The sequence below is a fragment of the Oribacterium sp. genome (assembly GCF_057249185.1).
This window is the reverse complement of sequence record NZ_DBHIGR010000039.1, coordinates 1-14,647: the sequence shown is the minus strand read 5'-3', so window position 1 is coordinate 14,647 and position 14,647 is coordinate 1. Positions and strand designations below refer to the sequence as shown.

The 14,647-nt window shown below is 45.4% G+C and carries 13 protein-coding genes; all 13 read left to right on the top strand.

Annotated features, from left to right (window positions below; all coding sequences use genetic code 11):
• The coding region (gene rfbG, locus ACO4PX_RS03755) for a CDP-glucose 4,6-dehydratase (protein WP_485571543.1) at positions 1-849 on the top strand (849 nt) is incomplete at its 5' end.
• Between the two features lie 123 nt (positions 850-972).
• On the top strand, positions 973-1,806 hold the full coding sequence (locus ACO4PX_RS03750; protein ID WP_485571541.1) for a LicD family protein: 834 nt from the start codon (positions 973-975) through the stop codon (positions 1,804-1,806).
• 123 nt (positions 1,807-1,929) lie between these two features.
• Positions 1,930-2,886 (top strand): glycosyltransferase family 2 protein, encoded by a 957-nt coding sequence (locus tag ACO4PX_RS03745; protein ID WP_485571539.1) that lies wholly within the window; start codon positions 1,930-1,932, stop codon positions 2,884-2,886.
• Positions 2,876-3,796, top strand: coding sequence for a LysR family transcriptional regulator (locus ACO4PX_RS03740; RefSeq protein WP_485571537.1), 921 nt, complete (start codon positions 2,876-2,878; stop codon positions 3,794-3,796). The genes ACO4PX_RS03745 and ACO4PX_RS03740 overlap by 11 nt, the downstream gene beginning before the upstream one ends.
• Before the next feature lie 279 nt (positions 3,797-4,075).
• Complete coding sequence (nikA, locus tag ACO4PX_RS03735) at positions 4,076-5,704, top strand: nickel ABC transporter substrate-binding protein (RefSeq protein WP_485571535.1); 1,629 nt, start codon at positions 4,076-4,078, stop codon at positions 5,702-5,704.
• A gap of 247 nt (positions 5,705-5,951) precedes the next feature.
• A complete protein-coding gene (gene opp1B / locus ACO4PX_RS03730; protein ID WP_485571533.1) occupies positions 5,952-6,890 on the top strand; it encodes a nickel/cobalt ABC transporter permease in 939 nt (312 codons plus the stop codon).
• Between the two features lie 9 nt (positions 6,891-6,899).
• Positions 6,900-7,724 carry a nickel/cobalt ABC transporter permease gene (opp1C, locus tag ACO4PX_RS03725; protein WP_485571531.1) on the top strand — a complete coding sequence of 275 codons (825 nt, stop codon included), beginning with the start codon at positions 6,900-6,902 and terminating at the stop codon, positions 7,722-7,724.
• 19 nt (positions 7,725-7,743) lie between these two features.
• Positions 7,744-8,565, top strand: coding sequence for an ABC transporter ATP-binding protein (locus ACO4PX_RS03720; protein ID WP_485571529.1), 822 nt, complete (start codon positions 7,744-7,746; stop codon positions 8,563-8,565).
• A 110-nt stretch (positions 8,566-8,675) separates the two neighbouring features.
• Positions 8,676-9,440 carry an ABC transporter ATP-binding protein gene (locus ACO4PX_RS03715; RefSeq protein WP_485571527.1) on the top strand — a complete coding sequence of 255 codons (765 nt, stop codon included), beginning with the start codon at positions 8,676-8,678 and terminating at the stop codon, positions 9,438-9,440.
• Positions 9,441-9,442: 2 nt separating this feature from the next.
• Positions 9,443-10,354 carry a succinylglutamate desuccinylase/aspartoacylase family protein gene (locus ACO4PX_RS03710; protein ID WP_485571525.1) on the top strand — a complete coding sequence of 304 codons (912 nt, stop codon included), beginning with the start codon at positions 9,443-9,445 and terminating at the stop codon, positions 10,352-10,354.
• 347 nt (positions 10,355-10,701) lie between these two features.
• Positions 10,702-11,811, top strand: a complete 1,110-nt coding sequence (locus tag ACO4PX_RS03705; protein WP_308579513.1) for a galactose ABC transporter substrate-binding protein — start codon at positions 10,702-10,704, stop codon at positions 11,809-11,811.
• Between the two features lie 182 nt (positions 11,812-11,993).
• Complete coding sequence (locus tag ACO4PX_RS03700; protein WP_485571523.1) at positions 11,994-13,502, top strand: sugar ABC transporter ATP-binding protein; 1,509 nt, start codon at positions 11,994-11,996, stop codon at positions 13,500-13,502.
• An 11-nt stretch (positions 13,503-13,513) separates the two neighbouring features.
• Positions 13,514-14,542 carry a galactose/methyl galactoside ABC transporter permease MglC gene (locus ACO4PX_RS03695; RefSeq protein WP_315369430.1) on the top strand — a complete coding sequence of 343 codons (1,029 nt, stop codon included), beginning with the start codon at positions 13,514-13,516 and terminating at the stop codon, positions 14,540-14,542.
• Positions 14,543-14,647 lie beyond the last annotated feature (105 nt).

Below are 14,647 nucleotides of genomic sequence, written 5' to 3'. Positions count from 1 at the left end.
TTCCACTTGGCGGCACAGCCCCTGGTGCGGGAATCCTATCTGTTCCCCAGAGAAACCTACGAGACCAATGTGATGGGAACGGTGAATCTTCTGGAAGCGGTACGGCATTGTCCCTCTGTTCGTTCCGTATTAAATGTTACTACGGACAAGGTTTACGAGAATCCGGATCAGGAGGGACACGCCTTTATGGAGGAGGAGAAGCTGGACGGACACGATCCCTATTCCAACTCCAAGTCCTGCTCAGAGCTGGTAACCCATAGCTATCAGAAGTCCTTCTTTTCCGAGGATTCCGCCTACGGGAAAGGCAAAAGCTTTCTTCCAAGAATTTCCACCGCAAGAGCCGGAAATGTCATCGGTGGAGGGGATTTTGCCAAGGATCGTATTATTCCGGACTGTGTACGGAAGAGCATTAAGGGAGAGCCCATCGGCATTCGAAATCCCTATTCCGTCCGCCCCTATGAGCATGTCTTGGAGCCGCTTTTTGTCTATCTGGAAATCGTGGCAAGACAGGCAGGGGAAGAGGGAAAGCAATTTGCCGGCTATTACAATGTGGGGCCGGAGCTTTCCGATGCCATTACCACAGGAGCCTTGGCAGAGCTTTTCGTGGAGTTCTGGGGAGAGAGAGCAAGCTGGGAGAATCAGGCAGAGCCCAATGCCCCCCATGAAGCCGGATTTTTACAGTTAAGCACGGAGAAGCTAAAGAAGGTCTTTGGCTGGCAGCCCCGTTATACCGTGAAGGAAGCGGTGGAGAAAACCGTAGATTGGTATAAGGCATGGCACAGAGGAGAGGACTTACGGAAGTTTTCCGAAGCACAGGTTTTGGCCTTTGCCTCGGAAGACCGGAATTGAGGCTTTAGATGGAGTCTTTAGCTTGGGGCTTGAAAAGGATTTTTAGAGGAAGAACTAAGGCTGAAGCCTTGGTGCAATGAGAGTAAAACTATTTTAGGGTAAAAACAGTAGAAAGGGTAGGGTATGGACTTAGCGGAAAAGCAGAGGCGGGGCTTCACCATTTTGGAGGAGATTCACCGTATTTGTGAAAAACATAAAATCAGCTACCGCTTAGATTCCGGAACCCTGCTGGGAGCCATTCGCCATGAAGGCTTTATCCCCTGGGATGATGATGTGGATCTTTGTTTTTTACGGGAGGAATGGGAAAAGTTTGAAAAGGTGGCGAAGGAGGAACTTTCGGAAAACTTTGCCCTACTGATGCCTAACAGCTATAGAAACGGTCGTTCCTTTTATGACTTTGTGCCCCGTATTGTGGATTTGAACAGCAAAAGACGGGAAGTCGAGGGAGAAGAGGATGCCTTTTACGAAGGAAAGCTGAATCATCTTTGGGTGGACTGCTTTATTTTGGATGACTGCCCGAGAAATGCTCTTTTGGATAAGCTGTATCGTTTTCGGCAGCAGATGATCTTTGGCCTGGCCATGGGACATCGGAGAAAGCTGGATTTTCGGAAGTATTCGCCATTGGCAAAGCTCTTTGTGGCGGTTCTTGCCACTTTGGGAAAATGCCTTCCCCTTCCCTTTCTGTTTTCTTTGCAGGACAGGTGGGCTCAGGGAGCAAGAAGAGAAAAGAGCCAAAGAAAGGGAGAGGATTTCCTGTATTTTTCCAACTATCAGCCGGACTTCCAGTATTGCAAAGTGCAATACAGCTGGGAGGAGCCGGTGCAGTATAAGCCCTTTGCCGGAAAGGAATTTCCGGTGCCGAAAGACTACGACAGTGTGCTGAAAATGCTATATGGGGATTATATGACACCGCCGAAGAAAGAAGAGCAGGTACCTAGCCACGAGGAAATGATTTAAGACGGCGAAGGGTAGAAGATCTTGCTAAAGTCGTTGAACAAAGATGACTAAAAAGTTAGGACGGATAAAAGGCTCAAGAAAAATCATTTCAATGAGGGATTGTTTTAGAGAGAAGGGATGAACTTGGAAAAGATTTGTAGTGTAATTGTTTCTGTATATAACGAGGAAGACAGCTTGGAGCAGTTTTATCAGCATTGCAGCCAGTCTTGTGAAAAATTACAGGAGCTGGGCTATGACTATGAAATCGTCTTTGTGAATGACGGTTCTCAGGATAAAAGTGCCATTCTCTTAGAGAATTTTGCAGAGAGAGACAAGGAACACGTGCGAGTGCTGTCCTTTTCCCGAAACTTCGGCCATGAGGCGGCCATGACCGCCGGCCTGGATCATGCCAAGGGGGATTTTCTGGTTTTTATGGATGCGGATTTACAGCATCCCCCCGAGTTGATTTCGGAAATGCTGAAAAAGTCGGAGGAGGGCTATCAGGTGGTGTCTATGGTGCGCACCAAGAACCCTTCTGCAGGCTTTGTGAAGAACATCACTTCCGCCCTTTTTTACTGGATTTTAAACCATGTTTCTCCGGTGCATTTTGAGGAAAACGCTTCCGATTTCTTCGGCATTTCCAAAAAGGTGCAGCAGGTTTTAAAGAAGCATTATCGGGAAAAGGTCCGTTATCTTCGGGGCTTTGTTCAGTCCGTGGGCTTTCCCAAAACCAGCATTCGCTATGAGGCGGCGGCAAGACAGGCGGGACAAAGTCATTATTCCCTGAGTAAGCTTTGGCAGTTTTCCAAAAACACCCTCTTTACCTTTTCCAACCTTCCTTTACAGCTGGGGATTTTTGCAGCTATTTGCAGCGGCGGACTGGGAACCGTACTTTTGATTTACACCCTTTTAACCAGAAAGGGTGCTCCCTCCGGCTATGCCACCATCGTGGTGGTGCTTTGCTTTATGTTTGCGGTACTCTTTTTCGTCATCGGAATTATCGGGGAATATATCGCCATTTTGTTTGAAGAACTGAAGGATAGACCTCTATACATTTTATCGGACAGTAAAAATATCGAAGAGGGAGAAAATGGACATTAAGCAACTGCAATACTTTATGGCGGCAGTAGAGTGCGGCAGCTTGAATAAGGCGGCGGAACGCCTCTATACTTCCCAGCCCAATGTCAGTCGAGTGATTCACAGCCTGGAGGAAGAACTGGGGAATCCCATATTCCTTCGTAGTGCCAAGGGAATCGTCCTTTCCTCCTTTGGGGAGCAGCTTTCCTACTATGCGAAGAATATTCTGAAAAATGTGGAGCACATGCAGGAGCTGTCCATAGATGAGAGACAGAAGAAATTAAACATCGCCTCCTATCCCAGCGGGATGCTTTCCAATAATCTGGCCAAATTTTATAACGAGCATAGGGAAGAGAACCTGCATATAGATTATAAGGAAGGTACCACAGAGCAGGTTTTAAACTATATCAGCCAGGGAATTGTACGGATTGGTGTGGTGCAGATTGCCAAGCAGCAGCTGGCTCCCTTTCGACGCATTTTGCAAAATAAAGGCTTGGAATTTACCATGCTTCGAAGCGGTAGGTTTTGTGTCTATGTGGGAAAACAGCATCCGCTTTATGAGAGGGCATCCGTTCCCTTTGATGCTTTAAAGGATTTAGAGTTTGTACAGGAAAATGAAGATTACTTTACCAGTCTGTCTTACATGGGAAAGTTCAGCTCAGGTGCTCTGGAATATAAGGATTTAAAACACAGGGTTCATACGGATAGTGACCATTGTATGATGCATATGTTGAGAGAAACTACGCTTTGCTGTTTGGGAGTAGACTTTTTCAGTAAGAAAATGGCTCGGGAAATGGAAATTCATGCGGTGTCTATAGAAGGATGTGGAAGCGGTATACTTTTAGGCTATGTGCATAAACAGAATCAGGAAATGGATGAAATTGAAAAACGATATTTGGAGAACCTGGGGAGCCTTTTTGCAGGAGACCAGTGAAGTGCCCCTCTAAAGTTAGACTTTTTAAGCGTATCAGTTTTATGGCTGCTACGCTATTTTTATGCCTCTTTAGTAAGGATTCTTTATTTTGGTCTCGTGTTTTTGAGAGGATATTATATTGAGTTAGTGTGTAATGTTATACAAAAACCGTATACCCTAAGTATATTGAAATTTTATTAGTAAAAACTAACTGCCTTTGCTACAATCTGTAAGCCAAACAAGTAAATCAACATTTTTAAGAAAATAAACAAGGAAATAATGGAGCTAAAGGAGGAAGGAATGGTAAAGAAAAGATACAGACTGGCTTTGGGCGTGGCATTGTTAAGTGCATTCTTAATGGCATGTGGCGGTGGAAAGAGCGCGAATAGCGGCACAGGGGCAGCAGGGGATAGTCAGACATCCGGCGCAAGCGGTGAAGAGGCGGGAACCCTTCGTTTTGTAAACTTCCGAGACATTCGTGATTTAAATCCCCATCTGTATGCCGGAGAAATGTATGCCCAGTCCATGCTGTATGATACCTTGGTAAGTATTACAGCAGAGGGATACAGCCCCTGTCTGGCAGAAAAATGGGAAATCAGTGAGGATGGAAAGGTGTATACCTTCCATATTCGAGATGGGGTAAAGTTCTCTGACGGAGAAGTTTGCGATGCCAAGGCGATTCAGGCAAACTTTGATGCCATTATTGAGAACAAGGAAAGACATACCTGGTTAAGAAGTATGGAGCTGCTACAGAGCGCGGTGGCTACGGATGATAAGACCTTTGTGATTACCCTTTCCGAGGCTTATTATCCCCTGCTTACCGAGCTTGGGGTAACCAGACCCTTTGCCATGATTTCCCCCAAGGCTATGAAGAACGGCTCCACAAAGGATGGGGTGGAAGCCTATATCGGAACAGGCCCCTATGTTTTAAAGGATTTCGTTACAGACGAGTATGCGACCTTTGAGGCTAATCCCAATTACTGGGGAGAGGTTCCTAAGATTAAGACCATTGTGGCAAAGGTAATTCCGGATAACCAAACCAGAATTTTGGCTTTGGACAAGGGAGAGATTGACCTGATTTACGGAAAAAATATGATTGATGCGGATGCCATCAAGAAATATCAAGATAGCGACAGCATTGCCGTAGCCTTGTCCGATCCGACTTCCACAAGACAGATTGTTATGAATACCCAGGATGAAATCCTCTCCGATATTAAGGTGCGTAAGGCTTTAGAGCACGCTACGGATAAGCAGTCTATTTCCGATGGCTTATTCTATGGCTTGGAGAAGCCGGCGGATACTTTATTTTCCAAGACTGTGCCCTATTGCAACATTGAGCTGACTCCCTATGAGCATGACAGCGATAAGTCTAAGAGTCTTTTGGAAGAGGCAGGCTGGAAGGCCGGTAGTGACGGTATTCGTGTTAAGGATGGCAAGAAGCTTAGCTTAGAGCTTCTTTACAACAGCGATTCCGTAACGGAGAAGAGTATCGGAGAATATTTGCAGGCGGAGTACAAGCAGATTGGTGTGGATATTCAGCTGAACGGACAGGAAGAACAGTCCTATAGAGACAATATGAAGGCGGGAAATTTTGACATGGTCTTCAACATTTCCTGGGGAACTCCCTATGATCCTCAGTCCTCCCTTTCCGCTATGACCGCTCCGGTTTACGGAGACTATGCGGCACAGCAGGGACTGGAAAATAAGAAGGAAATCGATGAAGCCATTCAGAAGATTTTGCTCTCCACTGATGAGAAGGAAAGGCAGGATCTGTATACAGAGGTGCTGACCTCCCTGCATGAAGATGCGGTATATATCCCATTAACCTATGAGAACAATAAGGCGATTTATCGGAAGACTCTTAAGGGCGTTCGCTTCAGCCAAAGCCAGTACGAGATTCCCTTTGAGGAGATGTATTTCGAAAATTAATCTTCTTTCGCTTGAAGAGCAGTGAAAAAAGGGAATAGAAATAATCAAAACAATAAGAATTTTCGGCAATATAGGTCTGAATGCGGGGGGGCAGTCTGAGCCCGTGCCCCCATTTCAGGCCTATATTGCTTAGAAAATCATCTTAATTTTTTTCTACAGCCCCTTTTCATGGCTTTTCTTTTCGATTAAAGCGATTGTTGTTTCTGCACAAAATGCTTCCTATTGAAGGTTTTTTCTAAGGAGTTCTATGAAAGTCTATATAATCAAAAGAATCCTCTCTGCGATTCCTTTATTACTATGTATTTCCTTTGTATGCTTTGTCTTTATCAACCTGATTCCCTCCGATCCTGCAGAGGTGGCTCTTCGCGTGCGCCAAACTCCCATTATTACGGAGGAGGCGGTGGCTGCTGTACGGAAGGAGCTGGGATTGGATGATCCCTTCCTGATTCGTTACATTCGTTGGTTGGGAGATTGCATTCACTTAAATTTCGGCGTCAGCTATGTAAATCCCAGCCGTACGGTACTGGGAGAGATGGCTCGCTGCCTTCCGGCGACCTTAAAGCTGGCCTTAAGCTCTTTGGTTTTCGTTATCGTATTGAGTATTCCTATCGGTTTTTTCTGTGCCGTTTACCAAAACAGTTGGTTTGACCGGATTATGCGAACCTTCGTTTTCGCTACCACGGCCATGCCGGCTTACTGGGTGGGATTGCTTTTGATGTGGATTGTCAGTATTAAGCTGGATTTACTGCCCACCAGCGGAAGCGGAGATTTTCGTTACCTGATTCTCCCCTCCTTTACCGTGGCGCTAACTTATATTTCCACCTATATTCGTCTGATTCGAAACAATATGCTGGAAAATATGAAGGAGGACTATGTGCTTTATGCCAATGCCAGAGGGCTTCGGCAAAGGAATATTCTGCTTCGACATATCTTAAAGAACTCTATGCATACCTGTATTGTGGCTATCGGTATGGCGCTTCCCCAGATGATTTCCGGAACTATTGTGGTGGAAAATGTCTTTGCCTGGCCCGGTCTTGGAAAGCTTTGCATTGAGTCCATTTTCAACAGAGATTATCCGGTGATTCAATGCTATGTTTTGTTTATCGGCTTTTTGTTCGTCATTTTCAATCTGCTCTTTGATATTTTACAGTACGTGGCAGACCCGAGAATGCGAAATCAGGCTTAAGGAGGGAAAATGGGAAAACGATTTGTTCAAAACAAAATGGCCATGGGAATCTTATTCTTCTTGCTTTTGTTGAGCATTGTGGGAATTTTCGCACCGTTTTTTGCGCCCCATGACCCCTATGAAACCAATATTATTCAAAAATTTGCCCCCTTTTCCCTTACCTATCCCTTGGGGACGGATCAGCTGGGAAGATGTATTTTAAGCCGTTTGATTTATGGCATCCGGCCTACGCTTTTTCTTTCTCTTCTGACCATGGTGGGAACGATTTTTATCGGTACCCTTATGGGCGTCCTATCAGGATATTTTCGTGGACCCTTGGAAGAAGTCATCATGCGCCTTGTGGATGTGATGCTGTCTTTTCCCAGTCAGATTATGGTTTTTGCAGTGGTAGCGCTTCTGGGCGTGGATGTGCGGAATGTGATTTTGGCCAATGTTTTCATCAAATGGGCCTGGTACGCCAGGATGATTCGCACCAATGTTTTAAAGTACAAGGATAAAAACTACATTCTTTATTCTAGAAGTATTGGAAATACGACTCCCTATATTATTGTGAAGCACCTGATTCCCGCTATCTCTTCGGAGCTTGCGGTACTGGCGACTTTGGATATGGGTTGGGCGATTCTAAACATTTCCACCCTGTCCTTCCTGGGACTGGGGGTACAGGCGCCTACACCGGAGTGGGGCGCCATGCTGAATGAGGCAAAGAATGTGATGACCACCAATCCGGTGCAAATGCTGGCACCCGGAATTGCCATTGTGCTGGTGGTGGCATCTTTTAACTTCTTGGGAGATGCTTTGCGAGATGCCTTCGATCCTAAGGAAGCGATGGCATAGAAAGGGGAGAGAGTATCAAATGATTGAGGATGCTATTTTATCCGTAAAAAATTTATCCGTATCCTTTGCGCCAAAGAAAAAGCTGCAAAAGGATATCGTGAAGGACATTTCCTTTTCCGTAAAAAAAGGGGAATGCCTGGGAATTCTGGGAGAGTCCGGAAGCGGAAAAAGTATGAGTATCAAGGCTGTTTTGGGCTTGCTTCCCCAACAATTCAGAGTAGAAGGAGAGGCCGTTTTTCAGGGACATGATCTGATGACCGATGGCAGAGAGCATCTTCGGCAGCATCGGGGAAAAGATATTGCCATGATTTTACAAAATCCCATGACCTGCTTTGACCCCTTGTATCGCATGGGAAGTCAAATGGCGGAAACTTGGCGTTCCCATGAAAGCATCAGTCAGGAGGAAATTCTGGAAAGAAGCCTAAAGCTCTTGGAAAAGATGCAGATTCGAGAGGGAAAGGATCTTTTGGAAAAATATCCCCACCAGCTTAGTGGCGGACTTTTGCAAAGAATTATGATTGGGCTGGCTTTATCCATGCAGCCTTCCCTTTTGGTGGCGGATGAGCCGACTACCGCTATCGATGCCATTACCCAGTATGAAATCATGAAGGAGTTTCAAAAAATTCATGAGCAGGGCAATACGGGAATGATTTTTATCACCCATGATTTGGGCGTGATTTCTCAAATTGCAGATCGAATTTTGGTGATGAATCAGGGGCGCATCGTGGATGAGGGAAGCTTTTCGGAGATTGTGCAGGGAGCCAAGGATCCCTATACCATTGAACTGATTCGCAGCAAGAAGATGGTGATGGAAAAGTATAAAAGGGCTTTACAGGGCTAAAATCCCGGTATTGCAAAGACTACAAGGGATTTGTAGGACTAAAATCCCGGCATTACAAAGGATGAAAGAGCTTTAGTACAGTAGAGCTTAGCCAATGAAAAAGGATGGATATGGAAAAGAAGATTGTATTAGAAGGAAAGGATATTTCCGTCAGTTTTTTAAAAGAAAAGCAGGAAAAGCTACTGGGAAAAGAGCAGCAGCAGGTATTGAAAAAGGTTTCCTTTTTCTTGAGAGAAGGAGAATGTCTGGGCCTTCTGGGAGAGTCCGGCAGTGGAAAAAGTACCTTGGGAAGAGTGCTTTCCGGTTTACTGAAGCAGGATAGCGGAACCTTGGAACGGGAAGGCAGAATCAGCATTGTGTTTCAGGACTATACCAGTTCCGTAAATCCCAGATTTCAGGTTTTTCAAATCATCGGAGAATCCTTGGATGTTCTTTCCAAGCAGGGAGGAAAGCATTTTTCCAAGGGAGAAAAGAAAGAGAAAATACTGGAGCTTCTGCAACTGGTTGGTCTCAGAGAAGAGCATTACAATCGTTTTCCCCATGAGCTTTCCGGAGGACAGCTACAAAGAGTTTGTATTGCCAGAGCCATTGCCCTGGAACCGAAGATCATTCTCTTTGATGAGGCCATCAGCTCCCTGGATGCCCACACCCAGGTTCAGGTCATGGATTTACTGAAGGATTTGCAGGAGAAATTTTCCTTTAGCTATTTTTTCATTACCCATGATTTAAGCTCGATTTCTTATTTTTGCCACAGAGTATTGTTTCTCTATCAGGGCGAAATCGTGGAAAACCTGGAGGTGGACAAGCTTCACAAGGTGCAGCACCCCTATGGGAAGAAGCTCTTACATTCTATCGTAGAATTGAAGGAGGAGTAGCGATGATAGGAGAAAAAAACTTTCTTCCGGTGATTGGCGGAGATTATTCCATTCCCATGACGGTACTTAACGGAAAAAATCCCGGGAAAACCGGCCTGATTACAGCAGGAATTCATAGCGAGGAATTCGTAGGGATAGAAAGTGCCATCCGTCTGGCGGGGGAATTGCGAGAAGAACAGCTTTTCGGGAAGCTCTATATTTTGCACCCCTTGAATCTTCCGGGCTTCCAAAGCAGTATCCGCAACAGCATGGTGCCGGAGGACGGAAAGAACCTAAACAGGGTATTTCCGGGAAAAAAGGAAGGAAGCCTTTCAGAGCGGATAGCCTATACGGTGATGAGTGCGTTTTCCGAAGGGATTGACTTTGCCATTGATTTACATGGAGGGCAGGTTCACGAAGAACTGTTACCCCATGTGTACTTCTTGGGAGAAAGTAAGGAGGAGGTAAAGGAAACATCCCTTCTTATGGCAAGACATTGTAAGGTTCCTTATATTATTCAATCCAAAACCACCTCAGGAGGGCTGTATAACTGTCTTTCCATGCAGGGGGTACCCTCCATCCTTCTGGAGAGAGGTTGTCAGGGAAGATGGTCGGAAGAAGAGGTAAAAGAAGATTTGGAAGACCTTAAAAATCTCCTTCGCTTGCAGGGAATGGTAAAGGACGGCATAGCCCCGGCACTAAAGTCAGGAGAAATCATGCAGAACCTCATCTATATAAATTCCCCTTATGAAGGCTGTTGGTATCCCAAGAAAAAACCTGGAGAGAAAGTCTCCTTAGGGGAAGTTCTGGGCGAAATACGAGATTACCATGGAGAAAAGCTATGGGAACTACGGGCGGAAAAGGAAGGACACCTTCTGTACCAGATTTCTTTCTTATCAGTACATAAAGACGAGGAATTAGCGGTTTACGGGTAAAAGACGAAGACAAAGGACAGTTTGGGGTTTGAAAAAAGAACATGTCAGTTTTCGGCAATACAGGTCTGAAAGAGGGGTAGTCTGAGCCCGCCGGTACTTGCGAAAAACGAAGGAACTGAAGTTTTTCGCATAGTATCCGTTATGTGGCGAAGCTAGCGGGAGCGTGCCCCCTTTCAGACCTGTATTGCATAGAAAACTGTTTCTTTTGTAGAAAAACACCAAACTTCCGAATTCTAAAAAATTCTAAGAATGAAAGAAGAAAACTCTATTTTTTTTTTAAAAAAGAAAAGCTATAATCCTCCTTGTTATTAAACATAGTCGAAAGTTATTTCGAACAGGAGGAAAAAATGAAAAGAATTTTAAGCACTTTGACAGTATCCGCATTGGCCGTATCTATGTTAGCTGCATGTGGCAGCAGCAATGCCGGAAAGACAACTACCGCAGCTGCTGAGCAGAAGGAAAGTGCAAAGGCAACAGAGAAGGCGATGGAAGGAACCAAGGCCGCTGTAGAAGAAATGAGCGGAGACTTCAGCGACAAGAAGGTTGGCGTATGTATCTATCAGTTCTCTGATAACTTCATGACTCTCTTCCGTACAGAGCTGGAAAATTATCTTGTATCCAAGGGATTCAAGAAAGAGAACATCAAGATTATGGACGGTGCTAATGACCAGGCTACACAGACCAACCAGATCGAGAACTTCATCACCGACAAGGTAGACGTTTTGATTGTTAACCCTGTTAACTCTTCCTCTGCTGCTACCATCACCGATAAGGTACAGGCTGCCGGAATTCCATTGGTTTACATCAACAGAGAGCCGGATCAGGACGAAGAGAAGAGATGGGAAGAGAAGAACTGGGATGTAACATACGTAGGATGTGATGCTCGTCAGTCCGGAACCTTCCAGGGAGAGATTATCGCTTCCGTTGGAATGGACAAGCTGGATATGAACGGCAACGGAAAAGTTGACTACATCATGATCAAGGGTGACCCTGAGAACATCGATGCACAGTACAGAACAGAGTTCTCCGTTAAGGCATTACAGGATGCCGGCATGGAAGTAAATAAGTTAGACGAGCAGGTTGGTAACTGGGATCAGGCTCTTGCACAGTCTTTGGTTGCTAACGCATTGGCAAAGAACGGTAAGGATATCGAAGTTGTTTTCTGTAACAACGACTCCATGGCTCTTGGTGCTTTACAGGCTATTCAGGCAGCAGGAAGAACCGTTGGAAAGGATATCTACTTAGTAGGTGTTGACGCTCTTGAGGAGGCTTGCCAGAATGTATTGGCAGGAACACAGACCGGAACCGTATTTAATGACTTCCTTACACAGTCCCACGCAGCAGGAGATGCAGCAATCAACTACCTCGGCGGTAAGGGAAATGACCACTACATCGGTTGTGACTATGTAAAGGTTACTAAGGACAATGCACAGGACGTATTAAATCTCTTAAAGTAATAAGATTTGCAGGAAAACTTTTTCAAAGCATGGATTATCAGGAAAATGGAGATTTGCTAAAGAAATAGGAGCAGAAAACATTTTCCCAATACAGAACGAATTTGGGGAGTGCAGATGCATTGTGTATTTGCCTCCCCGATTGTTTTTCATTCCGAGAGTAGTGTGAAGAAATGGAGGAGGAAATGGCAGAGTATAAGTTAGAAATGAAAAATATCTCCAAATCATTTCCGGGTGTAAAGGCCCTAGACCAGGTGCAGCTATCCGTTCGTCCCGGAACGGTGCATGCCTTAATGGGAGAAAATGGAGCCGGAAAATCCACTCTGATGAAGTGCCTGTTCGGCATTTACAAGATGGATCAGGGAGAGATTTATCTGGATGGAAATAAAGTGGAAATCAACAATCCTGATGATGCTATGCTGCACGGTGTAGCCATGGTGCATCAGGAATTACAGCCGGTACTGGCCCGTTCCGTATCGGAAAATATGTACCTTGGTCGTTTCCCGGTGAAGAAGCTGGGACCGATTCAGATGATTGACCATAAGAAGATGAATCAGGATACGGAGAAATGGCTCTCCGAGCTTGGTTTGTCTTACAATGTGAAGGCACCTCTGTCCTCTCTTTCTATCGGACAGATGCAAATGGTGGAGATTGCCAAGGCGGTTTCCCACGACGCCAAGGTCATTATCTTCGACGAGCCTACCTCTTCTCTTTCCGATAAGGAAGTAGAATTCCTCTTTAAGGTTATGGGAGATTTGAAGAAGAAGGGCGTAGCCATGATTTACATTTCCCATAAAATGGATGAAATCAAGCGGATTTCCGACGACATCACCATCATGCGTGACGGAACCTATGTAGGAACCTGGCCCGCAGAGGAGATGACCACCGAGCAGATTATTGCCAAGATGGTAGGTAGAGAGTTAAGCAATATTTATCCGGAGCATCATCACAGCATCGGAGAAACCATTATGGAGGTGGAGGATTTAACCTCTATCCATGAAAAATCCTTCCGGGGAGTTTCTTTCTCCATCAAAAAGGGCGAGATTCTGGGCTTCGGCGGACTGGTAGGTGCCCAAAGAACGGAGCTGATGGAAGGAATCTTCGGTATCCGTCATTTGGCAAAGGGAACCATCAAGGTTCACGGTAAAGAAGTGAATATTAAACGCCCTAGAGATGCTATGGATGCGGGTATCGGTATGATTACCGAGGATCGCCGGGGAAACGGTATTTTCGGCTGTCTCTCCATCAAGGACAATGTGGGTGTTTCGATTTATAATAAGTATTTAAAGGCAGGAATTATGCTGGACCATCCTTCCATTAACAAGGTGGTGGATGACAATATCAAGCGTCTGTCCATCAAGACCCCCAGCATGAAAGAGCATATCGGAAATCTTTCCGGAGGAAACCAGCAGAAGGTAATCATTTCCCGCTGGCTGGCCAAGGACCCGGATATTCTGATTATGGATGAGCCCACCAGAGGTATAGATATCGGGGCAAAGCATGAGATTTATGAAATCATGGAAGAGTTGGCAAAACAGGGCAAGGCGATCATTATGATTTCTTCGGAAATGCCGGAGCTTCTGGGTATGGCGGACCGTATCTGCGTAATGTGTAACGGAAAGCTCACCGGAGAGCTGAATCAGCAGGAAGAAATGACCCAGGAAAATGTAATGAACTTTGCTACGATGTTTTAGGGGGAAAGAAAATGGAAAAGACACAAAAACAAAAATTAACGGATTTTCTGATTAATAACGGGGTTATTATCGTTATGTTTATCCTGGTAATTTATACAGGATTGACCACAAAGAACTTTTTGACAGCGGACAACGGAATGAATCTTTTGGCCAATATGTCCTACCGCTTAGTGATCGCCTTAGGAATTGCAGGCTGCGTTATTACCGCAGGTTGTGACCTTTCCGCAGGACGTATGATCGGATTCGGTGCCTGCCTTGCAGGAACCCTTTTGCAAAAGGCGGATTATTCCGGACGTTTCTTCCAGTCCGAGCCCTGGGCTTCCATGGGAAATGGAATTTTACTTAAGATTAGTCCCATGAATCCCTTCGTGGTATTGCTCCTGGTAATGCTGATTTGTGCCCTCTTCGGTACCATCACCGGTTGGTTTATCGCTTACCTTTCCGTACCTCCCTTCATTGCTACCCTGGCAATGATGGAAATCATCTACGGTTTAGGCCTTCTCTATACCAACGCAACTCCTTTGGGAGGTTACATTGAGTCCTACACCATCTTCTCTACCGGAAAATTCTTAGGCTTAAGCTATTTGATTTGGATTGCCCTTTTGATGGCTGCAATCACCTGGTTTATCTTCAACATGACCAGACACGGAAAATATATGTATGCTATCGGTGGAAACCCACAGGCGGCAGAGGTTGCCGGTGTTCCTGTAAACCTTACCTTGGTATTGATTTATGCAAAGGCAGCAGCATTTTACGGCATGGCAGGCTATATGCTGGGAGCGAAGGCCGGAGGAGCTTCCGTAAATACCGGACTGGGTTATGAGATGGAGGCTATCGCAGCCTGTGCTCTGGGCGGTGTATCCGTAACCGGAGGACGAGGAAAGGTATCCAGTGCCTTCATCGGTGTGGCGGTTTTGGAGCTTTTAAAGACCGCATTACAGTACCTTGGTGTAAGCCCCAATGCACAGTACATCGCCATCGGTATCGTAATCTTCATTGCCGCATCCTTGGATATTCGTAAGTACCTGACAAAGAAGTAAAAAAGAAGTAAAAGTGTCAAAAGAGCTTAGACCGGAATGGTCTTAGCTCTTTTTTCTTGTGCGCCTAGCGGCGCACGTTTCTAACGGGTTAAAGTCCCGAATCCG